Raw genomic sequence first — 23,675 nt, 5'->3', positions numbered from 1 at the left:
GGCCGCCTCCGGCCCGGCGGGCGGGCCCGCTTGCGGCCCTGCCGCCGCGGACGGTCCGGCGCGCAGGGGCGTCGGGCCGGAGCCGCTGCCCGGAGCTCAGCGCGCTTCCGGCCCGGCCGGCGGCCAGGCTTCCGGCCCGGCAGGCGCGGGCGCCCCAGTGGGCGCGGACGGCCCGGCGGGCGGCGCCGCGCCCACCGCCGGGCAGGCGGGCGCGGACGTCTCCGGCCAGGCCGCCGGGCCGCAACCGGCGTCCGCGGGCCAGCCCACCCCCGGCCCGGTGGGCGCGGCCCCCACCCCCCACCCCGCCGGCCAGGCGAACGGGCTGCTGCGGGAGCTCGTCGCCGCCGCGGAGCGGAGTGGCTGGGCGCATCCGGGGCCGCTGCTGTCCAACGCCATCGGGTTCCTCTCCCAGACCTACGACGCCACCGCCGGCCTCATCGGCAACACCCTCGTCGCCCTCGCCCGGGGCGCGGACACCCCCGACACCGCGGCGCTCGTGCGGGAGGTCGCCCGGTACGACGCACCGGTCCAGAACACCCGCCGCTTCGCCGCCGAACCCTTCACCCACGCCGGCTCCACCGTCGAGCCCGGGCAGCAACTCCTCGTCGTCCTCGCCGCCGCCAACCGCGACCCCGCCGTCAACCCCGACCCCCACGCACTCTCCCCCGGCCGGGTGAATCCGGTCGTGTTCACCTTCGGTGCGGGAGCCCACCGCTGCCCGGGCGGGGAGCTGGCCGCGGCCCTCGCCACCGCCGTGGTGGCCGAACTCCGCACGGCAGGCTGGAGCACCACAGCGACCCCCGCCTACCGCCCTCTGGCGAACGCCCGGATCCCGCTCCTCTAGCGCGCGAGAACGTCCAGGACGCAGCCCCCGCAACGCGATCAGGCCCGGGGGTCCACCACCCCCATGCCTCCAGACAGGACAAACCGCAACATGTCGGACAGCACCCGCACTCACCTCTGGATGCGGCACGAGGCCCGCCGTACCGAACGCCGCGCCCCCCTCACCCCGCAGGACGCCGCCCGCCTCGTCGAGGCCGGGATCCGCATCACCGTCGAGGAGTCGGCGCAGCGCGCCTTCCCCCTCGCCGACTACGCCGCCGCCGGCTGCGCCACCGCCCCCACCGGCTCCTGGCACGAGCAGGCCCCCGACGACGCGTACGTCCTCGGCCTCAAGGAACTCCCCGCCGGGCCCGGCGCCCCCGCCCTGCGCCACCGGCACATCTACTTCGGCCACGCCTACAAGGGCCAGGCCGGCGCCCGCGAGCTGCTCGCCCGCTTCACCGCCGGCGGCGGCGCCCTGCTCGACATGGAGTACCTCACCGACGACTCCGGCCGCCGCGTCGCCGCCTTCGGCTACTGGGCCGGCTACGTCGGCGCCGCCCTCGCCGTCCTGCACCACCGCCGCGCCCTCACCGCCCCGCTGGTCCCCACCGACCGCCCCGCCCTCGACGCCCTCCTCGCCTCCACGGCCACCGACGGCGACCCCACCACCGCCCTCGTCATCGGCGCCCTCGGCCGCTGCGGCCGCGGCGCCTGCGACGCCCTCGTCCAGGCCGGCCTGGAGCCCACCCGCTGGGACCTGCCCGAGACCCGCGCCCTCGACCGGGCCGCCCTCCTCGGCCACGACCTGCTCGTCAACACCGTCCTGACCACCACCCCCGTCCCGCCGTTCCTCACCAAGGCCGACCTGGACGAGCCCGCCCGCCGCCTCTCCCTGGTCTCCGACGTCACCTGCGACGTCACCTCCGACTGCAACGTCCTGCCCGTCTACGACGAGACCACCACCTGGGACGCCCCCGTCCGCGCCCTGCGCGACGGCGACCGCCCCCTCGACCTGATCGCCATCGACAACCTCCCCTCGCTCCTCCCCGTCGAGGCCGCCACCGCCTTCTCCGCCGAACTCGCCCCGCACCTGGCGCGCTTGGCCGAGTGGGACGGCGTGTGGGCCCGCGCCCTGCACACCTACCGGACGGCCGTCGAACCCCAGGAGGCACCCCTTGTCATCTGACCCGTTATCCGCGACCGCCGCGACGCCCGCCACGCCCGCGGCCCCCGCGTCGGGCACCGTCCACTGGATAGGCACCGGCCTGTCCACCGGCCGCTCCGGCCTCTCCCTCGTCTGCGAGCGCGCCCGCCGGGTGGTCCTGTGGGACCGCACCGCCGAGCGCGCCGCCGCCCGCCTGGCCGCCCTCGGCCTGGCGGGCCGCGCCGAGGTCCGCGCCCTCACCCCCGACGCCCTGGCGGCGCGGACGGGCGCGGGCGACGTCCTCGTCTCCATGCTCCCGGCCGCCGAGCACGCCCCGCTGCTCGGCCTGGCCGCCGACCGCGGCGCCCACTTCGCCTGCACCAGCTACACCTCCCCCGAGCTGGCCGAAGGGGCGCGACGGGCGGCCGCCCGGGCCCGTACCGTCGTCCTCACCGAGGCCGGACTCGACCCCGGCATCGACCACCTCATGGCCCACGACCTCGTCGCCCGGGCCCGCGCGGCGTTCGGCCCCTCCCCGGCCACCGCCGTGTTCACCTCGTACTGCGGAGGCGTCCCGGCGGCCCCCGGACCGTTCCGCTACCGCTTCAGCTGGGCCCCGTACGGGGTCCTCGCCGCCCTCGCCGCCCCGGCCCGGTACGTCGAGGGGTGCGCGGAGGTCACCGCCCCCCGCCCCTGGGAGGCGACGGCCCCGCTGACCCTGGCGGGCGAGGAGTTCGAGGCCTACCCCAACCGCGACAGCCTCCCCTTCGTCGCCCAGTACGGCGTCCCGTACTACTGGCACCTCGACACCTTCGTCCGCGGCACCCTGCGCAACTCCGGCTGGCGCACCGCCTGGAAGGAGGTCTTCGACACCGTCTCCGCCGGCGACCCCGACGCCGTCCGCGCCCTGGCGCACGAGCTCGCCGCCCGCCACCCGGCCGGCCCCGCCGACCGCGACCGCGTCGTGCTGTCCGTCTCGCTGGAGCTGCGCACCCGGTCCGGCGAGCGCTGGCGCGGCTCCCGGCTGCTCGACCTCACCGGCGGGCCGGACGAGTCCGCCATGGCCCGCTGCGTCTCGCTCCCCGTCGCCTACGGGGTCACGCGCATCCTGTCCGGCGCCCTGCCCGCCGGGCTGAACCGGGCCGCCGAGACCCCCGGCGAGACCGCGCGGTGGCTGTCGTTCCTCGGCGCCCACGGGCTGGCCGGCCGCTACGAGGAGACCGCCCCCGCTCCCACGGGGGCACCGGCATGACCGTCTGACGATCCACCCCACCCCTCCCTCACCCCACTTCCCCCTCACCTCAGCCACCGCACAACGAACGAGAGGTTCCGAACCATGGGGCACGAGAGCTTCCGGCCGGGCATCACGCACTTCCGCTGCGTGGGAGTCGGCGTGGGCCCGGCCAACCTCAGCCTGGCGTCCCTGCTGCACAGCAGGCCGGACGTACCCAATCTCTTCCTCGACCGCAAGGAGTCCTTCGGCTGGCACGACGGCCAGCAGATCCCCGGCACCAGCCTCCAGGTCTCCCAGTTCAAGGACCTGGTCAGCCTGGCCGACCCCGCGAACCCCTTCTCCTTCCTCTCCTACCTCCACGCCAAGGGCCGGGTCTACCACTTCCTCAACGCCCGCTTCGACGACGTGCCCCGGCCGGAGTTCCGCAACTACCTGGCCTGGGCCAGCCGCAACAACGAGAACGTCGTCTTCGGCGAGGGAGTGGAGGAGGTCGACTTCGACGACGGGCTCGGGGCGTTCACGGTCCGCACCGCGCGCCGCACCGTCACCGCCGAGAACGTCGTCGTCGGTGTCGGCAGCCGCCCGTGGGTGCCGCCGCTGGGGGAGCACCAGCTCGGCCCCACCCAGTTCCACGTCAGCGACTACATGGCCAACGCGCAGGACGTCGGCGGCAAGCGGGTCGTCGTCATCGGCGGCGGCCAGTCCGGGGCCGAGGCCTTCCTCGACCTGATCTCCCGGGGCGGCTGGGACCTGCCCCGCCGGGTCTCGTGGATCTCGCGCCGGGAGAACTACCTGCCGATCGACGACTCGCCCTTCACCAACGACCGCTACATGCCCAGCCACGCCGACTACTTCTACGGACTGCCGCGCGAGCGCCGCCACGCGCTGAACTCCCGCAACGTCCTCAGCAGCGACGGGATCTCCGAGTCCACCCTGCGCGAGATCTACCAGGGCATCTACATGCACCGCTTCGTCGACGGCAACGAGGACCTCGTCGCCCTCCACCCCGGCCGCGAGGTCTTCGACGTCCGGCCCGGCCCCTTCGGCGGCTGGGAGGTCCGTGCCCGGCACACCCAGGAGGCGGAATCCGTGGAGAAGTTCGAGACCGACGTCGTCGTCTGGGCCACCGGCTACCGGCCCGCCGCCACCGAGTTCCTCGCCCCGCTCGGCGGGCGCCTGGAGCGCGAGGGCGAGGAGCTGCGCGTCGACGAGGACTACGCCGTCCGCTGGGACGGGCCCGCCGACCGGCGGATCTTCGTCCAGAACGGGGTCCGCGGCCAGCGCGGCCTCGCCGACCCCAACCTCAGCCTCAACGCCTGGCGCAGCCGGCGCATCGCCGACCGGCTGTGCGGCGTGCGCGGGGACGAGCAGCTCGCCTCCTTCATCGAGTGGTCCTCCAAGACCTCCCAGGACGAACGGTGGACCGCCTGATGCCCACGAACCGCACCGGCACCTGCCACCCCCTGACCACCGACCCGGAGGCCACCCCGGCCATACCCGAGACCGGCCCGCCCGCAGCCACCGAGCCCGCCCCCGGCGCGGCCCCCGGGCCCGCCGACGGGGCGGCTGCGGCCGCGACCGGCCCGTCCGCCTCCGGCGCCACCGCCACCGCCCCCGTGCCCGCGCCCGCTGCGGCGGCCGCCTCCGGCGGCGCCGCTGCCGGGCCGTCCGCCACGACGTTCGGTACCAAGGCCCCCGGCCCCGCAGCCGCGGTGTCCGCCCCCGGCGGGGCCGCCGATCCCACCGCCGCGCCCGCGTACCGCACCACCGCCCGCCACGCCGGCGGGCCGGACGGGGCACGGACCGACGTGGCCGTCGTCGGCGCCGGGATCCTCGGCGTGCTCGTCGCCCGCGAGGTCCTCTCCCGCGACCCCTCCGCCACCGTCACCGTCCTCGACCGGGACATGATCGGCTCCGGCGCCACCCGCCGCTCCGCCGGACTGCACTTCCCGCGCGGGGCCGACGAGACCCTCCGCTCCCTCGCCGCCGAGAGCGAGCGCTTCTACGCCGACCTCCACACCGCCCGCCCCGACCTGCCCGTCCACCCCCTCGCCATGACCGTCCTCGCACCCGAGTCCGCCGAGGAGGCCCTGCGCGAGACCTACCTCCCCGAGGCCAAGCTCCGCTGGACCGGCGAACTGCCGCCCTGCGTCCCCGCCCTCCCGAAGGGATTCGGGGCCTGGGAAGGCGACGGCTGCCAGTACGCCGACGTCCACGCCCTCACCCAGCTCCTCGCCGCCGAACTGCGCCCCGCCGTCTCCTTCCGCGAGGGCGTCGCCGTGGAGACCGTCGCCGCCGGACCCGGCGGCGCCCGCCTCACCCTGACCGGCGGCGCCACCCTCACCGCCGGGCACGTGGTCCTCGCCCCCGGCCCCTGGCTCGCCGAGCCCGCCTGGCGCGAACTCGTCGCCCCACTGAGGGCCCGGGTCAAGAAGGTCGTCGCCCTGCACGTGGAGACCCCGCCCGCTCCCGGCGACCGGGCCGTCGTCCTGCACGAGGAGGACGCCTTCCTGCTGCCCCTGCACCACCGCGGCCACTGGCTGCTCAGCTACACCTGCCCCGAATGGGACGCCGACCCCGCCACCGTCGAACCCGCCGTCACCACCGCCCACCTGCGCGAGGGCCGCGCCCTGCTCACCCGCTACGCCCCCGCCCTCGCCGCCCACTGCCGGTCGGGCCGGGTGTTCTGCGACGCGTACGGCCCCGGCGGCAGGCCCCTGGTCACCGCCCTCGACCCCTACGGCCGGCTGGTCTTCGCGGGCGCCGCGGGCGGCTCCGGCTACCGCCTGGCCCCGGCGCTCGCCGCCCGCGCCGCCGACCTGATCCCCTCCCTCCCGTCCCCGCGAAAGGCCACGACATGATCATCGCGCGTTATGACGACGACGTGCTGGAACAGGCGTTCGGCATCGACATGAGCGGTGTGGAGGGATTCGGGACCGGCGCCGGCTGGGGCCGGGTCGCCCCCGGCCGGGCCACCGACGACCACCACCACGACGAGACCGAACTCCTCGTCATCGTCTCCGGCCGCGGCGCGTTCGTCATCGACGGCGAACGCCACGAGGCCGCCCCCGGCACCGTCGTCCTCTTCGAACCCTTCGAGTCCCATGTCTTGGAGAACACCAGCCTGGAGAACACCAGCCCGGAGAACACCAGCCCGGAGAACACCGGCGCCGGCGCCGACCTGGTCTTCTTCACCCGGTACTGGCGCGACGCCCAGCGCGCCGCGCACGCCGCCTCCGCCCCCGTGCGCACCGGCTTCGGCGACCGCCCCGTCTTCGTCTTCTCCACCCCGCCCACCCCCAACGGCGACCTGCACCTGGGCCACCTCGCCGGCCCCTACCTCGGCGCCGACGCCTTCACCCGCTTCCAGCGCATGAACGGCACCGAGGCCTACCACCTCACCGGCAGCGACGACTACCAGAGCTACGTCCTCGGCGCCGCCCGCCAGGGCGGCCGCACGCCCGCCGAGACCGCCGCCCACTACAGCGCCGAGATCGCCGAGACCCTGCGGCTGATGGACATACCCCTCGACCAGTACACCGTCACCGACCAGGACCCCGGCTACCGCACGGGCCTCCAGGACTTCTTCAGCCGGCTCGTCGCCTCCGGCGAGATCGCCGTCACCGCCCACGAAGCCCTCTACGACACCGGCACCGGCGCCTACCTCTACGAGGCCGACGTCACCGGCGGCTGCCCCGGCTGCGGCGCCGCCACCTCCGGCAACCTCTGCGAGGAGTGCGGCGAACCCAACACCGTCGCCGACCTCACCGACCCCCGCTCCACCGCCACCGGCAGCGCGCCCCGCCCCGCCCCCGCCGCCCGCTGGACCCTGCCCCTGCACGCCTACGCCGGCGACGTCCGCGCCCACCACCGGCGCGGCCGCGTCCCCGCCCGGCTGCGCGAACTCGCCGACCGGCTGTTCCGCCGCCCCGCCCTCGACCTCCCCCTCACCCACCCCTCCGACTGGGGCGTCCAGCCCCGCGAGGGGGACACCGAAGGGCAGGTCGTCTGGGTCTGGCCCGAGATGAGCTACGGGTTCCTGCACGGCATCCAGTCACTGGGCGCCCGCCTCGGCCGCCCCTGGAAGGCGGACGGGCCCAGCGCGGACTGGAAGATCGTCCACTTCTTCGGCTACGACAACAGCTTCTACCACTCCGTGCTGTACCCGGTCCTCTACCAGCTCGCCCACCCCGGCTGGACCCCCGACATCGACTACCACGTCAACGAGTTCTACCTGCTGGAGGGCGAGAAGTTCTCCACCAGCCGCCGGCACGCGATCTGGGGCAAGGAGGTCCTCACCCCCGACACCGTCGACGCCGTCCGCTACTTCCTCGCCGCCACCCGCCCCGAGGGCGTGCGCACCGACTTCCGGCCCGCCGCCTACGAGGCCGTCCTCGCCGACACCCTCATCGGCACCTGGCAGCAGTGGCTCACCGACCTCGGCGCCCGCGTCGCCAAGCACCACGGCGGCCGCGCCCCCGACGCCGGGAACTGGACCCCCGAACACACCGCCTTCCTCGCCCGCCTCGGCACCCGCCTCGACGCCGTCACCGGAGCCCTCGGCAACGACTCCTTCTCCCTCGGCCAGGCCGCCGCCGAACTCGACGGCATCGTCCGCGACACCGTCCGCTTCACCCGCGCCGAAGGCCTCCTCACCGACACCCCCGGCTGGGAGGACGAGAACCGCACCGCCGTCGCCCTCGAACTGGCCGCCGCCCGCCTCCTCGCGCACGCCGCCGCCCCCGTCATGCCCCGCTTCGCCGCCCGGCTGGCCGCCGCCCTGGACCTCGCCGCCCCGCGCACGTGGCCCCGTACCGTCGAACTCCTCACCCCCGGCGCCGCCGTCGACCTCGCCGACGCCGTGTTCTTCCAGCCCTCCCCGGACGCTGCCGAGCCGGCCGAGCCCGTCCTCACCCCCTGGCTCACCCAGGTCGCCCGCACCGCCCTGCGGCTCGGCGCCGACGAGCCGATCGCCCACCGCACCCTCACCCAGCTCGCGGCCGGCTCCCTCCAGGCCGTCACCGTCCAGTACCAGATCCTCGACGCCCTCGACGTCGACCTGTCCATGGACGAACTCCTGCACGGCGGCACCCTCGCGGAACTCGCCGCCGTCATCGCCGAGCGCGCCGAGCCCGCCGCCGTCGCCGCCCTGACCTCGGGGGAGGCCCGATGAACCAGCACCGCCACATCCTGCGCGAGATCGCCGAACGCGGGCTGACCGTCACCCTCGCCGACGGCGACCTGCGCCTGACCGGCAACCGCGAGCGGATGGACCCCGAGTTCATCGCCCGCGTCAGAGCCGCCAAGCCCGCCCTCGTCGCCCACCTGGAACGCGAGGCCGACCACGGCCCCGGCTTCCCCCTCACCCCCCTCCAGCGCAGCTACCACCTCGGCCGCAGCGGGGTCTTCGAGGTCGGCGACGTCTCCAGCCACGTCTTCCACGAGATCGAGGGCGACTGGGACATCGACCGGCTCCAGGCCTCCCTCGACACCGTCATGGCCGCCCACAGCGGCCTGCGCTCCCGCTTCCTGTCCGACGAACGCCAGGCCACCGAGCACGGCGCCCCCGCCCCCCGCATCGGCGTCCTCGACCTGCGCTCCCACACCCCCCGCCAGCAGGACGCCATCCGCGCCCAGCTCCGCGACATGCGCTCCCACCAGGTCCTGCCCGCCGACCAGGCCCCCCTGCTCACCGTCGACGCCACCATCCTCGACGACGACCGGATGCTCCTCCACGTCGGCCACGACGGGCTCGTCATGGACGGCATCAGCATGTTCCTCTTCTTCCGCGCCTGGTGGCACGCCTACCAGAGCCCCGGCGCCGACACCCACGAGGAACTCCCCTACGAGGACTACGTCACCGCCCTCGAAGCCGCCCGCGACAAGGCCCCCGCCCAGCGCTCCCGCGCCTACTGGCTGGACCGCGCCGACGACCTCGCCCCCCACCCCGACCTGCCCCTGCGCACCAGCCCGGCCGCCCTCACCGAGACCCGCTTCACCCCGCGCCGCGTCACCCTGGAACGCACCGCCTGGACCACCCTCAAGGACCGCGCCGCGGCCGCCGGCCTCACCCCCTCCGCCCTGCTGCTCGCCGCCTACGCCGAAACCCTCGCCACCTGGGGCGCGGGGGACCGGTTCACCCTCACCACCACCGTCGCCCACCGCCCGCCCGTCCACCCCCGCGTCTTCGAGGCCGTCGGCCAGTTCTCCGACACCCTCCTCGTCGAGGCCGAGGTCGACCGCCGCCTGACCTTCGCCGAACGCGCCCAGCTCCTCCAGGCCCGCCTCCACACCGACATCGACCACCGGCACTACTCCGGCGTCGAGTTCCTGCGCGAACTCGCCGTCCGCCGCGGCGGCGTCACCGGGGCCCGCATGCCCTACACGTTCAACAGCGCCATCGGACACGTCAGCAGCGAGGTCGACGGCTCCGCCCTGGAACTCTTCGGCAAGGAGGTCTACACCGTCAGCCAGACCCCCCAGGTGTGGCTCAACGCCTTCGCCATGGAGCAGCACGGCGCCCTCGTCGTCCAGCTCGACGGGATCGACGCACTCTTCTGCGAGGGCCTCCTCGACGACCTCGCCCACGGCTACGGCACCCTCCTGGAAACCCTCGTCGACGAGGCCTCCTGGCAGCGGCACTCCTTCGACCTGCTGCCGCCCGCCCAGCGCGAGCGCCGCGCCGCCGCCAACGACACCGCCGTCGCCCTGCCCGACGAGATGCTCGGCGACGCCATCGTGGCCCGCGCCGCCCGCACCCCCGCCGCGCCCGCGATCCTCACCTCCGGCCGCACCGTCAGCTACGGCGAACTCCTGCACCGGGCCGCCACCGCCGCGACCTGGCTGCGCGCCCAGGGCGTCGGACGCGGCGACCTCGTCGGCCTCGTCTGCCACCGGGGCCCCGAGCAGATCGTCGGCATCCTTGCCACCGTCCTCGCCGGAGCCGCCTACCTGCCCGTGGACGCCGCCCTGCCCGCCGCCCGGCAGGAGTACATGCTCACCGACGGCGAGGTGCGCTGCGTGCTCACCAACTCCGGCCGGCCCTCCGACGACACCGTCGCCGCCTTCGACCTCACCCGGCCCTGCTCCGGCCGCGCCGAACTCCCCGACCGGCTCCCCGGATCCCACCCCGACGACCTCGCGTACGTCCTCTACACCTCCGGCACCACCGGCGCCCCCAAGGGCGTCATGGTCAGCCACCGCAGCGTCGCCAACCTCGTCGCCGACTGCCACGACCGCTTCGGGATCACCGCCGAGGACCGGTTCATGGCCGTCAGCGCCTTCCACTTCGACCTGTCCGTCTGGGACGTCTTCGGCGCCCTCTCGGCCGGCGCCGCCCTCGTCATGCCCGACCGGGACCAGGCCACCGACCCCGCCCACTGGCTCGAACTGTGCTGGCTCTACGGGGTCACCGTGTGGAACTCCGTCCCCGCCGTCGTGGGTCTCCTGCACGGCCAGGCCCGCGCCGACGGCGACGTACCGCCCGCCCTGCGCCTCGTCCTGATGAGCGGGGACCGCATCCCGCCCGCCCTGCCGGCGCAGCTGCGCGAACTGATGCCGGGCCTGGAGGTGGTCTCCCTCGGCGGCCCCACCGAGACCACGGTCTGGAACATCCTCCACCCGGTGTCCGAGGACGAGGACGGCTCCGCCTCCATCCCCTACGGCCGCCCCAACACCAACAACCGCGCCTACGTCCTCGACCGCCACGGCCTCGACGCCCCCGACTGGGTCACCGGCGAGATCACCGCGGCCGGCACGGGGCTGGCCCGGGGCTACTGGGGCGATCCGGCGCGCACCGCCGAACGCTTCCAGGAGGACCCCGTGCGCGGCGAACGCCTCTACCGCACCGGGGACCTGGGCCGCTACCTGCCCGACGGCAGCATCCAGATCCTCGGCCGCAGCGACTTCCAGATCAAGATCAACGGCTACCGGATCGAGGCCGGCGAGGTCGAGACCCGGCTCGCGGCCCTCGCCGAGGTCTCCCGGGCCGTCGTCGCCCCCCACGGCAACCGCCTGGTCGCCCACCTCGTCCCCGCCGGCGGCGACCGCCCCCACCTCACGGAGATCCGCCAGGCCCTGCGCGCGGACCTCCCCGACTACATGCTCCCGGCGGCCGTGCTCTGGCACGAGGAGCTCCCGCTGACCCGCAACGGCAAGGTGGACCGCACCCGGCTGGCCGAACTCGCCACCCGGACGCCCGCGTCCGGCCCCGCCCCGGGCGGCAGCGCCCCGGCCACCCAGGCGGAGAAGATCCTCTGCGACATCTGGTCCACGGTCCTGCGCCGCCCGGACGTCGGCGCCCTGGACACCCTGACCTCCCTCGGCGGCGACTCCATAGCGGCGGCCCGCATCCTGACGGCCACCCGCAAACGCTTCGGCACCACCCTCACCCTCGACCAGCTCGCGGAACTCCCCACGGTCCGAGCGATGGCGGCGGCCCTCATGCCGAAGGAGTCCCGATGACACCCACCCCCCAGCGGCGCGGGGAACTGCGCGCCCAGCCGCAACGCACCGGCACGGAACCGACGACGCCCACCCCCCAGCGGCGCGGGGAACTGCGCGACCAGCCACAGCGGGCCCGCACCGGACACACCGCACCCCCGGCGGAGCCGGAGACGATCCGGCGGATCGTCTCCGGGCCGCGGCCCACCCGCGGCCACCTCCACGTCGCCAGGCTGGACGGCACCCGCACCATCCCCCTGCCCGAGCTCCACGACCGGGCCACCCGCCTCGCCCACCACCTGCGGAGCACCCACGGCACGGGCCCCGGCCACCGCATCGGCATCCTCGCCGCCAACAGCCTCGAATGGGTCCTCCTCGACCTGGCCGCCCTGCGGCTCGGCGCGCAGACCGCCGGCCTGGAACCCGGCAAGTTCACCCCCTCCGCCGACCTCGCCGCCCGCTACGACCTGGACCTCCTCTTCACCGACCAGCCCACCCACGGAGTCCCCGGCGTCCTCCCCACGGACGGCATCCTCGCCCTCACCGACCACGACACCCCGCCCACCACCCCGCCCCTCCCACCCGTCACCTGGACCGCAGAAGCCGTCACCACCGTCAAGTTCACCTCCGGCAGCACCGGCGTCCCCAAGGGCCTCGGCGCCACCGCCGGCAGCATCGACAGCTCCCTCACCGCCGTCCAGGAGATCTTCGAGCACACCCCCGACGACCACCTCTTCGTCTTCCTCCCCCTCTCCCTCCTCCAGCAGCGCTACTGGGTCTACTCCGCCCTCCTCCACGGCCACGACGTCACCGTCACCACCTACGAGGCCGCCTTCGCCGCCCTGCGCCGCGTCCGCCCCACCGTCGTCATGGGCGTCCCCGCCTTCTACGAGACCGCCCGCCGCCAGATCACCGCCCGCCTCCGCCGCACCCCCGGCCAGGGACCCGGCACCCCCGGCCAGGGACCCGGCACCCCCGGCCAGGACCCCGCCCACGCCGCCCGCGCCCTGTTCGGCGACCGCATCCGCTACCTGTGGACCGGCTCCGCCCCCGCCTCGCCCACCGTGCTCCGGTTCTTCCACGAAGAGGCCCGCCTGCCCCTCTACGAGGGCTACGGCCTCAACGAGACCTGCATCGTCACCAAGAACCACCCCGGCGCCCACCGCGAGGGCAGCGTCGGCCGGGCCGTCCGCGGCAAGGAGGTGCTCATCGGCGAGGACGGGGTCATCAGCGTCCGCAGCACCCACCCCGTCAACAACCACTACGCCTACGCCCGCCCCGGCGACTCCGAGAAGGTCTTCTCACCCGACGGGACCGTCCGCACCGGCGACCTCGGCCACCTCGACGAGGACGGCTACCTCTTCGTCCACGGCCGCGCCGACGACGTCATCGTCCTCGACAACGGCAAGAAGGTCATCGTCCGCCCCATCGAGGAACTGATGCGCGCCGACCCGGCCATCGCCGAATGCGTCCTGTTCAGCCCCACCCAGACCGACCTCGTCGCCGTCGTCTCCCCGGCCGGGGCCCCCGCCGACCACGAGGCCATCGCCGCCCGCCTGGCCGCCGTCAACGCCGCCACCACCCCCGACGAGCGCATCAGCCGCGTCCTCGTCGCCGACCCGCCGTTCAGCATCGAGGGCGGCCTGCTGACCTCCCAGTACAAGCCGAAGCGCCCCGACATCCGGGCCGCCTACCACGCCCCGCTGCACTCCCAGGAGGCCGGAATCCATGCCTGACACCGCCCGCACCCCCCGCACCGCCCTCGACGAAGCCGCCCGCGACCAGCTCGCCCTCGCCCTGGTCCCCGAGGTCCCCGCCGAGGAGATCGACCCGGACGCCGACATGGTCGCCGCCTACGGGCTGACCTCCCTCAACAAGGTCCTCTTCCTCACCGAGGTCTGCGAGGAGACCGGCGTGGACCTCGCCCACTTCACCGAGCACGACCTCGCCGACATGAAGACCCTCCGCGACGTCACCGCCGCCCTCGCCCGCCACCACCACGCCACGGCCACCGCCGCCACCACCCCCGGAGCCTGAACCATGAGCTGGACCGAGCACGCCGCCGCCGTCCTGGAGAACGACCGGGTCCGCCTCACCCCGATCACCGGGGCCGACCGCGAGGGCATCCGGGCCGTGGCCATGGACCCCGCCATCTGGCGCCACTTCGTCGCCGCCGTCGAGACCGACGCCGACTTCGAGGCCTTCTTCGACGCCAACCTCGCCGACCACGCCGCCGGCCGCCGCACCGTCTTCACGATCACCGACAAGGACACCGGCCGCACCGCCGGCAGCATGAGCTTCGGCAACATGGCCGAGGCCGACCGCCGCCTGGAACTCGGCTGGTCCTGGCTCGGCCGCGACTTCCGCGGCCGCGGCGTCAACCACTGGGCCAAGGCCCTCCTGCTGGAGCACGCCTTCGAGGTGCTCGGCGCCGAACGCGCCGAGTTCAAGACCGACGTCCTCAACGTCCAGGCCCGCCGCGGCCTCGTCAACATCGGCGCCACCGAGGAAGGCGTGCTGCGCAGCTTCAACTACATGCCCGGCGGCCGCCGCCGCGACGCCGTCTTCTACAGCATCCTGCGCGCCGAATGGCCCGCCGTCCGGGCGCACCTCGCGCGCGGCCCCAAGAAGGCCGTCCCGGCATGAACGACCCCGCCGCCGCAGGCCCCGGCATCAGCCACATACGGGCCTGCGGCACCCCGTACGAGATCGGCCGCGCCCACGGCGCGGCCCTCGCCGCGCCCCTGCGCGCCTTCCTCGACGACGGCCTGGCCCGCCTCAACCACCTCGTCCCCCAGCCCCTGACGCTGGGCGCCCTGCTCCCGGCCGTCGCCGCCCACCGCAGGGCCGTCACCGACTGCCTGCCCGACCTCGCCGAGGAGGTGGCCGGCCTGGCCGACGGCGCCGGCACCTCCGAGGACGAGGCCTGGCTGCTCCAGCTGCGCCGCGAGATCCTCGGCTACTCCAAGATCCCGGCCGGCGGCGACTGCACCACCTACGCCCGCACCGGACCCGGCGCCGGCCCGCCCGTCCTCGCCCAGACCGTCGACCTCAACGGGGACCTCGACACCCACATCAGCGTCCTGGAGACCGCCCGCACCGGCACCGCCCGCCGCTCCCTGGTCCTCAGCTTCGCCGGACTCCTCGGCTACCTCGGCCTCAACAGCGACGGCCTCGCCATCGGACTGAACCTCGTCCTCGGCGGCACCTGGCGCCCGGGCGTCCCCCCGTACCTGGCCATCCGCCACCTCCTCGACACCGCCGCCGACACCCGCCAGGCCCTCAAACTCCTCGCCGACCTCCCCCTGGCCAGCTCCCGCTCCCTGATGCTCTGCGACCCCGAACGGGCCCTGTACGTGGAACACCTCGACGGCGACCTGCGCGTCACCGAGGCCACCGCCCCCGGCGCGCTCGCCCACACCAACCACTACCTCCACCCGGACTTCGCCCCCGCGGACGAACTCAACGTCTTCGCCCGCAACTCCTCGCTGCGGCGCCTGCGCGCGGCCACCGAGGGCCTGGCCGCCCTCCCCGCCACCGCGACCCCCGAGGACCACCTGGACCTGCTGTCCCGGCCGCCGCTGCGCGTCCCCGGACGCGGGGACATCCGGGCCGAACGCACCGTCGCCGCGGCCGTCATGCTCCCCGCGGCCGGCCGGCTCCACCTCCGCCCGGGCGACCCCGCACGCTCCCGCACCCGCGTCTTCGGCCTGTAGGCGCAGGCCGTACGACCGGGGCCGGGGAGGGCCGTGCCAGAGAAAGGAGCACCATGGACGCATGGCTGGTCGACCTCGACCAGGTCGCCCCCCAGGACATCAGCGCGCACTACCCCGAGGGCCTGACCGAGGAGGAGCTGCGGCGCGGCGCCGAGTTCGTCCACGCCCGCGCGGCCCACCGCTTCTTCCGGGCCCGCCTCACCGTCCGCCGGCTGCTCGCCGAGCGGCTCGGGATCGCCGCGCACGACCTGCGCATCCACTACGACCCGGCCGGCAAGCCCTACCTGCCCGACCGGCCCGGCACGCACGTCAGCTGGTCCCGCTCCGACGGGCTGCTGCTGCTCGGCGCCACCGAGACCGGGCCCATCGGGGTGGACGTGGAGCTGGTCCGGCCGGCCGGCAGCAGCCTCGACGTGCTCGCCTTCGTCTACCCGGGGGTCCCGGACGGGGTCGGCGCCGACACCTTCTTCCACGCCTGGACCCTGCTGGAGGCCGCCGTCAAGGCCACCGGGCGCGGGCTGACCGACGGCGCCCGGGAGGTGGACCTGGCCTTCGGGCCGGACGGCTCCGTCACCCTGCGCGGGATCAGCGGGCACGGCGCCCTGCCCTGGCACGGGCACACCGCGCTCCAGCCCACCCGGCAGGACTGCCCCTGGGCGATGACCGCGTTCGTCTCCCGGGAGCTGCCCCCGGTGACCGTCCTGACCTGGCCGGACCGCGCCGACGACCCCGTGGGGTCACCGGCGCGGGCCCCGGCCGGGGGGATCAGCCGGCGCTGACCACCGGCGAGCCGTCCGGGGCGATCGCCGAGAAGCCGGCGTACGGGACCAGCGCGGGCGGCACGGCCACCGAGCCGTCCGCGCGCTGGTACTGCTCCAGGACCGCCACCAGCGTGCGGCCCACCGGCAGCGCCGAACCGTTCAGGGTGGCCGCGAAGACCTTGCGGCCGTCCCGGCCGCGCACCCGGATGCCGGCCCGGCGGCCCTGGAAGTCACCGCAGTCCGAGCAGGAGGAGATCTCCCGGTAGGTCCCCTGGCCCGGCAGCCACACCTCGATGTCGTAGGTGCGCCGGGCCGCGAACCCGAGGTCCCCGGCGCGCAGTTCCACCACCCGGTGCGCCAGCCCCAGCCGCCGCAGCGCCGTCTCGGCGTGCCCGGTCAGCAGCTCCAGCTCCTCCGCGGACCGGTCGGGGTGGCAGATCCGCACCAGCTCCACCTTCTCGAACTGGTGCAGCCGCACCAGCCCCCGGGTGTCGCGCCCGTACGAGCCCGCCTCCGCCCGGTAGCAGGGCGTGAACGCGGTCAGGGCGAGGGGGAGTTCACCCTCCTGGAGGGTCTCGCCCCGGTGGAGGTTGACCAGCGGGACCTCCGCCGTCGGGATCAGCAGCAGGTCGCGGTCGGCGGCGTTCGTCAGGAACAGGTCGTCCTCGAACTTCGGCAGCTGCCCGGTCCCCGTCATCGTCTCCCGGCTGACCAGGTGGGGCACCCCGTGCTCGGTGTACCCGTGCTCGGTGGTGTGCAGGTCCAGCAGGAACGCGGCCAGCGCCCGCTCCAGCCGGGCCCCCGCGCCCCGGGTCACCGCGAAGCGCGAACCCGACAGCTTGGCGGCGCGCACCGGGTCCAGGATCCCCAGCCGGGTCCCGACGTCCACGTGGTCGCGCGGCTCGAACCCGAAGCCGGGCACCTCACCCCAGACCCGCCGCACCACCGGCGGGTCCTGCTCGGTCCCATCCGGCACGTCGGCGTACGGGCGGTTGGGGACGGCCGCCAGCAGCGCCGCGAGCCCGTCCTCCACCTCCTTGAGCTCCTCCGACAGCGAGCGCAGCCGCTCCCGGGCCTCCTGGAGCCGGGCCCGGGCGGCCGCGTCCGGCGGGCCGCCGGCCTTCGCCGAGCGGTTCTGCTCGGCCCGCAGCTTGTCCCGCTCGGCGATCAGCCGGACGCGCCGTTCGGTCAGGGTGCGCAGGGCGTCCCGGTCCAGGACGTGGCCGCGGCGGGCCAGATCGGCCTCCGCCTCCTCCTGGAGCAGGCTGTGCGGGTCGTGCATGACGGCTCCTCGGTCTCGTTACGGGATGTCCTGCGCAAGCGCAGCGTCCGGGGCGGCGCTCGCGATGGCCCGGTACCGCTCGGGCGCGCGGGCCCGCAGCCACCAGCCGTAGCCGAGCCCGCCGAGCGCGGCGGCGGCCATCAGCCAGGGGATCCGGTCGACCCACACCGAGTCGGTGCCGGTGACCAGCGCGAAATTGTCCAGCAGCAGCCACAGCGCGCCCCCCAGCCCGGCCAGCGCCAGCACCGGCGCCAGCCGGGTCCGCCACCAGTGGGCCTCGGGACGCCGGCGGAAGAACACCAGCACCGCCACCGCCACCGCCGCCTGGAGGGCGACGATCCCGACGGTGCCCAGGGCCAGCATGGTCGTCGCGAGCGTGGTGTACGGGTGCGCGCCCGCCAGCGCGAACAGCCCGCAGACGACGGCGGTCGCCACCGACAGCACCACGCTCGCCCGGTACGGGGAGGCGTGCCGCGGGTGCACCCGGGCCAGCGAGGACGGCAGCACCCGCTCGCGGCCCAGGACGAACAGGTACCGGTCGGCCGCGGTGTGCAGCCCGAGCAGCGCACCGAACAGGCTGGTGCAGAGCAGGACCTGCATCACCCCGGTCGCGAAGCCGCCCAGGTAGTCGTCGGACAGCCGGAAGAACAGGTCCCCGAGCTGCTTCCCGGCCGTGCCGGCCACCCGGTCCGCGCCGATCGCCCCGACGGCCGCCCAGCTGACCAGCGCGAAGAACACGGTGATCAGCACGACGGACGCGTACGTGGCCACCGGCACGCTCCGCCTCGGGTTCCGGCTCTCCTCGCCGTAGAGCGCGGCCGCCTCGAAGCCCACGTACGAGATCAGGGCGAACATCAGCGCCACCCCGAGCCCCGGCGTGAACACCGTGTGCGGGGCGAACGCGGTGGCGGGCAGGGCACCGGCCCCGTGCCGGACGCCGATGGCCAGCGCCAGCAGCCCCAGCACCGCCACCTCGGTGACCATGAGCACCGCCAGCAGGCGGGCGCTGAGGTCGATCCGCCGGTAGCCCATCACGGCCGTCAGGGCCAGCGCCGCGCCCGTCCACACCTGCCACGGCACCGGCAGGCCGTGGGCGGTGGCCACGAGTTCGGCGAAGTAGCCGAAGGCCCCGGCCACCCCGGCGACCGCCGCCGTGTAGGCGACGACCGCCGTCAGCCCGCCCGCCACGGCCAGGGGCCGGCCCAGCCCCTGGCCGATGTACGTGTAGAAGCCGCCCGCGCCCACCACGTGCCGGCTCATCGCCGCGTACCCGACGGAGAAGCAGAGCAGTATCAGCCCGGCGAGCGCGAAGGTGGCGGGCACCCCCGCCCCGTTGCCGATGGCGTAGGCGAGCGGCACCGAGCCCACCACCCCGGACATGGGGGCCGCCGCGGCGACCACGAGGAAGACGATCCGGGGGGTGGTCAGGGTCCGCCGCAGCCCGGGCGCGGCGGCCGGGGCCCGCTGCTCCGTCCTCGCGGGAATCGTGGAGGTCACCGGGGCTACCTCGGGTGGGTGCGGATCAGGTCGACGGCCTCCGGGACGCCCATGTACGGCAGCCGGACCTCCGCCATGTCGTCCGTCCACCGCTCGGCGAGGTCGTAGCGCTCCTTCGGCGTGGTCTCCAGCAGCTTGCGGCCCGGGAACACCTCGTAGTCCGCGAGCAGTCCGGCATGGGCGAACATGCCCTGCTGGAACAGCTCCTCGCGCTCCAGCACGAACTCCTCCGAGGGCAGCTCGTCCCACATCTGCCGGCCGCGCCGGATCAGCTCGATCAGCCGGGGCCGGTACGAGGGGTTGCGCGCGAGGTGCTCGCGGACGATGGAGCTGCCGACCGTCAGGTGGCGGATCTCGTCGATGGACGCCCCGCGGGCGATCTCGGCGGCCGCCGGGTCCAGCAGCGTCCACTTGCGCTCGCTGAGCTCGGCCGCCGGCGCCAGCACGCCCTCGATGACGATGGTGAACACCGCGACCGCGCCGATGAAGTCGCCCTCGTCGCGCACCACGGTGGTGGCGAACTCCGCGATCGGGTTCAGGACGCGGCGGGTGTAGTCGGTGCCCTGCTCCCGGATGAACTCCAGCAGCCCCGCCTCCGGCACCCCGAGGTCCACCAGGTGCTTGCGGAAGATCATCGCGTGCCGGGCCTCGTCGACCACCTGGGTGGTGAAGAACTCCTGCTCGACCACACCGGGCGCGCCGATGACGTAGTGGGACAGCACGTCCACCGCCCGGGACTCGGCCAGCGACCGGTTGCCCAGCTCCAGCACGAGCGCCTCGCGCAGCGGCCCTTCCTCGCGCATGTGCGCCGGGGTGACCGCGTCGTGCCCGGCCTCGGCCCGCCCGCGCAGGGTCCCCTGCGCGACGGCCGACAGCCAGTACCCCAGGTCGCACTGCTCGGCGGTCAGGGTCATCTCCTGGGCGCCGTCCAGCAGGTTGGGCGCGCGGTCCCAGTCGGCCTCGACGGGAATCTGCGGAAGGGTGGTCATCACACGACCTCACGGGGGGAAGCGGGCACGGATACGGGGACGGGTGCGGAAGCCGCCGGGGTGACGCAGGCGCTGTGCATGCGCCCGGCGAAGCTGAGCATCGGGGAGTCGACGGAGTGGGAGCCGCCCGTGACCTCGGCGAGGAGCATGTCGTGGTCGCCGACCTGGTGCCAGCCCAGCACCCGGCAGGCCATGTGGGCCAGGCTCCCGCCGATCAGCGGGGCACCGGTGAGCGGGTCCGTGGACCAGTCGAACCCCTCGAACTGGGCGTCGCCGAGCGGGCGCTGCGGATTGGCGAAGCGCCGGGCCACGTCCTGCTGGGCCGAGCCGAGCACGTTCACCGAGAAGCGGCCGGCCCTGCGGACCATCGCCGCGAACGTCGAGGTGGGCCGCAGGCAGGCCCCCAGCACCAGGGGGTCGCGGGAGAGGGTGACCACGGCGCTGGCGGTGGTGCCGTGCCGGACCCCGTCCCGGCTGACGGTCAGCACCGTCACGCTCGACGCCAGCCGGCGCAGGGCGAGGCGGGCCGCGTCGGGGTCCTCGTACCCCCCGGCGGACGCCGAGGGCGAACGGTCCGTCAGCCAGCCGGGATAGCGGCTCACCGGTTCACCCCGACGGCCGGGGCGGCGGCGGTCGCGGCAACGGTGGCCGGGTGCTCGTCGTACGGCAGCGGGACCGGGCCGTCGGTGGCCGAGCGGCGCCTGAGCATGGCCGTCACCTGGTGCACCAGCGGGGTGTCCTCCGGCTCGAAGGGAAGCCCGAACGGCTTGAGGAAGTTGCCGAAGACCCCGCGGTCGCCGAACACGTGGAACGGCAGGGCCAGCAGCGCCCACTCGGGCCCGATCAGCCACATCCACAGCAGACCGACCGCGGCCACGCTCAGCAGGCTGTGCATCGAGTTGTACAGCACGTAGAACGCCTTGTGGATCCGCCCGTCCGCGCTGCGCCGGTAGGCGATCGCGCCCGGGATGTAGCCGATCACGTCGATGTAGAGGAACAGGCCGATCGCGACGAACCAGTTGATGTCCAGGAAGTGCCACAGAACGAACCCGATCGTCACGGCGAACGCGACCAGGTACTCCAGGCGGTGCAGGTTGAAGGTGACCGGCGATTCCACCGGGTTCTTGATGTCCATGAGGGGTGTCCTTACTGCGGGCGGACGGTCGGGCGGGCCGCGCTACGGGAAGCTGCCGGCGGGTCAGGACAGGCGCAGCGGGCCGCCGGCGAAGTACTCGGCCAGCTCCGCGGCCACGCTCGCGCGCGACGGCGGGTGGAAGGCCAGGGCGCGCACCGCCGACGCCAGGTAGGCCACCTCACCCGAACGGATGTAGGCCATCCCGCCGAGCATCTCCACAGCCTGGTCGACGGTCTGCGCGAGCAGGTCCTGCGTGGCGTAGCGGGCGGTCAGCACCGCCGCGACCGCCTCGTCGCCGACGGTGCCGTCCTCCAGCGAGCGGGCCGCGCCCTCCACCAGGGAGACCGCCGCGTCCATCCGCACCGCCAGCTGCGCCCGCTCGGTGGCGCTGCCCCGCCCGCCCTCCAGCACCCGCGCCACCAGGGCGGACGCGGCGCCGACGTACGAGGAGGTGGCGAGGAGCTCGAACCAGGTGAACCCGGCGGTCTGGAGGTCGTCGAGCCGGTCCGCGTCCTCGGGGGTGCTGTGGATGACGAGGTCCTCCGGGACCTCCACGTCGGTCAGCCGCACCTCGTGGCTCTGCGCGGCGGCCAGCACCGGGGTGGCCCAGAACGGGCGGGTCGTGACCCCGGGGGAGAAGGCGGGGATCAGCATCAGCGCGAGCGCGGAGCGCCCGTCCTCCTCCGTCACCTGCACGCTGGCCGTGAGCACGTCCATCGAACCGGAGAGGCTGCACGGCTTCTTCGCCCCGTTCACCCGGTAGCCGCCCGGGGTGCGCTCGGCGACCACCGACGGCGCCAGGATGTTCTGGTCGGTGCGCCCCTCCGCCCAGCCGGACGCCAGCAGCAGCCCGTCCGGGGCCACCGCCGACATCAGCGCCAGCTGCGCCGGGGTCAGCCGGCCGGTGGCTTCCGCCAGCCGGAACAGCATCGCCACCGTGAAGTGGTGCATGGTCGTGGCCACGCCCAGCGACGGCGAGAGCGAGGCGATCGCCCGCTGCACCCGCACCGCCTCCAGCGGACCGGCCGCCGCACCGCCGTAGGCGGCCGGCACGAGCAGCCCGGGACCGCCGTGCTTGCGGTACAGCTCCAGCACCGGGCTGTCCGCGCCCTCCCGGGCGTCGAGCGGCAGTCCTTCGAGTGCGTCGAGAAGACCTGCGTGGAATTGCTCGCAGATCCCGCGCGCTGTCGTCAGGGAACGCATCGCCGTGTTCTCCTCGGGCTGTATCGGATTCGTTCGGCTCCTCGCATGCGAATGAGAGTCTTCCAGTCACCGTCTGACTGAGGCCTGACGCCCATCTGACCCGATTTTTTCGACTGACTCGGCCCTGACGGAGGGCTGACCTGCGGCGGGACCGGCCTTGTGGCCGTCCGGCACCCGTGCCATAAGTAGCGGTAGTGCCGCCGTGGCGCCGCCCCGAGAATGGATTTCACATGACCGGAACGATTCTGGAGACGGACGTCGCGCTCGACGCCATCCGGCAGTACGCGGACGCCGGAAATCCGAGCGCGTATTTCGCCTTCAGCGACGGGAACAGTTATTTCCGGCTCCCGGACGGGCCCGGGGTGATCGTCTACCGGCCCGTCGGCCGCTACCTCGTCCAGTTCGGCGGCCCCTTCGCCCCCTTCACCCCCGCCGGCCCGGACGGCCCCCGCGCCCGCCTCCTCGCCGCGTTCCGGGAGTTCGCCGCCGGACAGGGCCGCGAGATCGTCTCCGTACAGCTCCAGGGCGCGGACGCCGACGTCTACGTCGACCAGGGCTTCACCGTGAACCAGATGGGCGCCTCCTACGCCGTCGACCTGGAGACCTTCACCCTGGCCGGCACGAAGTTCATGCAGCTGCGCAACAAGATCTCCCGCGCCCTGCGCAGCGGCCTGGAGATCAAGGAGGTCGCCTACGAGGACCACGCGGCCGCCCTCGCGGAACTCGACACCGCCTGGCTCGCCACCAAGGGCGAAGGCGTCAAGCCCCTGGAGTTCCTCGTCGGCCAGACCGGCGGCCGCTACCAGCACCTGCGCCGCCTCTTCGCCGCCCTCCGCGACGGCGAGCTGATCGGCTACGTCTCCTACGCCCCGGTGTACGGGCCGCAGCCGGGCTGGATGCACGACCTCAGCCGCCGGCAGCCCGATGCCCCGCCGGGGGTGATGGAGGCCCTCAACAAGGCCGCCGTCGACGTCTTCACGGCCGAGGGCGTCCGCTGGCTGCACTTCGGCTTCACCCCCTTCACCTCCCTGACGGCCCCGCAGTTCCCGGGCCACAGCAGGGGCTTCCACTGGTTCATGGAGCACCTGTGGGAGCACGGCGCGCACATCTACCCGGCGCGCACGCAGCTGGAGTACAAGCAGAAGTGGGCGCCCTCCGCCGTCCTGCCGGAGTACATCGCCTTCCAGCACGGCGCGAGCCTGCCCGCGCTGGTCCACGTCTTCCGCGCCTGCAACGCGGTCTGAGAGGGAGACACCCGATGACCACGCCCGACATGACCGCGCCCGACATGACCGCGCCCGACGACATCCGGACCCAGGGCCTGCTGGTCGTGGACCGCTTCCAGGCCTGCGCGGCCGCGCCCGACGACCTGGAGGCCGCCCGCCGGTGCGACGAGGACCTGGCCCGCCTGGACGCGCTCCTGCGGGCCGCGGGGGAGTAGCACCCG

General features: G+C 74.6%; 20 protein-coding genes. 14 read left to right on the top strand and 6 right to left on the bottom strand.

What is annotated here, in order from left to right; genetic code table 11:
- The 12 genes from ACFVXK_RS25925 to ACFVXK_RS25870 form a co-directional block, all read left to right on the top strand.
- On the top strand, positions 1-844 hold an 844-nt coding region (locus ACFVXK_RS25925), incomplete at its 5' end, for a cytochrome P450 (protein ID WP_389615540.1).
- Between the two features lie 90 nt (positions 845-934).
- A complete protein-coding gene (locus ACFVXK_RS25920) occupies positions 935-2,011 on the top strand; it encodes a saccharopine dehydrogenase (RefSeq protein WP_389615538.1) in 1,077 nt (358 codons plus the stop codon).
- Positions 2,001-3,221, top strand: coding sequence for a saccharopine dehydrogenase C-terminal domain-containing protein (locus tag ACFVXK_RS25915; protein ID WP_389615536.1), 1,221 nt, complete (start codon positions 2,001-2,003; stop codon positions 3,219-3,221). The genes ACFVXK_RS25920 and ACFVXK_RS25915 overlap by 11 nt, the downstream gene beginning before the upstream one ends.
- Before the next feature lie 84 nt (positions 3,222-3,305).
- A complete protein-coding gene (locus ACFVXK_RS25910) occupies positions 3,306-4,634 on the top strand; it encodes a lysine N(6)-hydroxylase/L-ornithine N(5)-oxygenase family protein (protein WP_389615534.1) in 1,329 nt (442 codons plus the stop codon).
- Positions 4,634-6,064 carry an NAD(P)/FAD-dependent oxidoreductase gene (locus tag ACFVXK_RS25905; protein ID WP_389615532.1) on the top strand — a complete coding sequence of 477 codons (1,431 nt, stop codon included), beginning with the start codon at positions 4,634-4,636 and terminating at the stop codon, positions 6,062-6,064. Before ACFVXK_RS25910 ends, ACFVXK_RS25905 begins: the two co-directional genes overlap by 1 nt.
- Complete coding sequence (locus ACFVXK_RS25900; protein ID WP_389615530.1) at positions 6,061-8,376, top strand: class I tRNA ligase family protein; 2,316 nt, start codon at positions 6,061-6,063, stop codon at positions 8,374-8,376. The genes ACFVXK_RS25905 and ACFVXK_RS25900 overlap by 4 nt, the downstream gene beginning before the upstream one ends.
- A complete protein-coding gene (locus ACFVXK_RS25895) occupies positions 8,373-11,666 on the top strand; it encodes an amino acid adenylation domain-containing protein (protein ID WP_389615528.1) in 3,294 nt (1,097 codons plus the stop codon). Before ACFVXK_RS25900 ends, ACFVXK_RS25895 begins: the two co-directional genes overlap by 4 nt.
- A complete protein-coding gene (locus ACFVXK_RS25890) occupies positions 11,663-13,381 on the top strand; it encodes an AMP-binding protein (protein WP_389615526.1) in 1,719 nt (572 codons plus the stop codon). Before ACFVXK_RS25895 ends, ACFVXK_RS25890 begins: the two co-directional genes overlap by 4 nt.
- Positions 13,374-13,682, top strand: a complete 309-nt coding sequence (locus tag ACFVXK_RS25885) for an acyl carrier protein (RefSeq protein WP_389615524.1) — start codon at positions 13,374-13,376, stop codon at positions 13,680-13,682. Before ACFVXK_RS25890 ends, ACFVXK_RS25885 begins: the two co-directional genes overlap by 8 nt.
- Before the next feature lie 3 nt (positions 13,683-13,685).
- Complete coding sequence (locus tag ACFVXK_RS25880; RefSeq protein ID WP_389615522.1) at positions 13,686-14,291, top strand: GNAT family N-acetyltransferase; 606 nt, start codon at positions 13,686-13,688, stop codon at positions 14,289-14,291.
- On the top strand, positions 14,288-15,361 hold the full coding sequence (locus tag ACFVXK_RS25875; RefSeq protein WP_389615520.1) for a C45 family autoproteolytic acyltransferase/hydolase: 1,074 nt from the start codon (positions 14,288-14,290) through the stop codon (positions 15,359-15,361). Before ACFVXK_RS25880 ends, ACFVXK_RS25875 begins: the two co-directional genes overlap by 4 nt.
- 53 nt (positions 15,362-15,414) lie before the next feature.
- A complete protein-coding gene (locus ACFVXK_RS25870) occupies positions 15,415-16,140 on the top strand; it encodes a 4'-phosphopantetheinyl transferase family protein (RefSeq protein WP_389615518.1) in 726 nt (241 codons plus the stop codon).
- On the opposite strand, the gene serS is transcribed toward ACFVXK_RS25870, so the two are convergent.
- The 6 genes from serS to ACFVXK_RS25840 all read right to left on the bottom strand — a co-directional run bounded on the left by serS (position 16,127) and on the right by ACFVXK_RS25840 (position 22,228).
- A complete protein-coding gene (gene serS, locus ACFVXK_RS25865; RefSeq protein ID WP_389615516.1) occupies positions 16,127-17,404 on the bottom strand; it encodes a serine--tRNA ligase in 1,278 nt (425 codons plus the stop codon). The genes ACFVXK_RS25870 and serS overlap by 14 nt on opposite strands.
- Positions 17,405-17,422: 18 nt before the next feature.
- Entirely contained in the window at positions 17,423-18,901 is a 1,479-nt protein-coding gene (locus tag ACFVXK_RS25860; protein ID WP_389615514.1) for an APC family permease, read from the bottom strand.
- A gap of 5 nt (positions 18,902-18,906) precedes the next feature.
- Complete coding sequence (locus ACFVXK_RS25855; protein ID WP_389615512.1) at positions 18,907-19,890, bottom strand: VlmB-like protein; 984 nt, start codon at positions 19,888-19,890, stop codon at positions 18,907-18,909.
- A complete protein-coding gene (locus ACFVXK_RS25850) occupies positions 19,890-20,492 on the bottom strand; it encodes a flavin reductase family protein (RefSeq protein ID WP_389615510.1) in 603 nt (200 codons plus the stop codon). Before ACFVXK_RS25850 ends, ACFVXK_RS25855 begins: the two co-directional genes overlap by 1 nt.
- Positions 20,489-21,025 (bottom strand): hypothetical protein, encoded by a 537-nt coding sequence (locus tag ACFVXK_RS25845; RefSeq protein WP_389615508.1) that lies wholly within the window; start codon positions 21,023-21,025, stop codon positions 20,489-20,491. Before ACFVXK_RS25845 ends, ACFVXK_RS25850 begins: the two co-directional genes overlap by 4 nt.
- 63 nt (positions 21,026-21,088) lie before the next feature.
- The gene (locus ACFVXK_RS25840) at positions 21,089-22,228 is read right to left on the bottom strand and encodes an acyl-CoA dehydrogenase family protein (RefSeq protein WP_389615506.1); all 1,140 of its coding nucleotides are present in this window, start codon (positions 22,226-22,228) and stop codon (positions 21,089-21,091) included.
- A 230-nt stretch (positions 22,229-22,458) separates the two neighbouring features.
- Between ACFVXK_RS25840 and ACFVXK_RS25835 the strand changes: the two genes are divergently transcribed.
- Both ACFVXK_RS25835 and ACFVXK_RS25830 read left to right on the top strand, forming a co-directional pair.
- Entirely contained in the window at positions 22,459-23,472 is a 1,014-nt protein-coding gene (locus ACFVXK_RS25835) for a bifunctional lysylphosphatidylglycerol flippase/synthetase MprF (RefSeq protein ID WP_389615504.1), read from the top strand.
- A 14-nt stretch (positions 23,473-23,486) separates the two neighbouring features.
- On the top strand, positions 23,487-23,669 hold the full coding sequence (locus ACFVXK_RS25830) for a hypothetical protein (protein WP_389615502.1): 183 nt from the start codon (positions 23,487-23,489) through the stop codon (positions 23,667-23,669).
- Positions 23,670-23,675 lie beyond the last annotated feature (6 nt).

It is taken from the genome of Streptomyces sp. NPDC058157 (assembly GCF_042884105.1).
In the GTDB taxonomy this organism is placed as follows: domain Bacteria; phylum Actinomycetota; class Actinomycetes; order Streptomycetales; family Streptomycetaceae; genus Streptomyces.
This window is presented reverse-complemented; position numbering and strand designations above follow the sequence as displayed.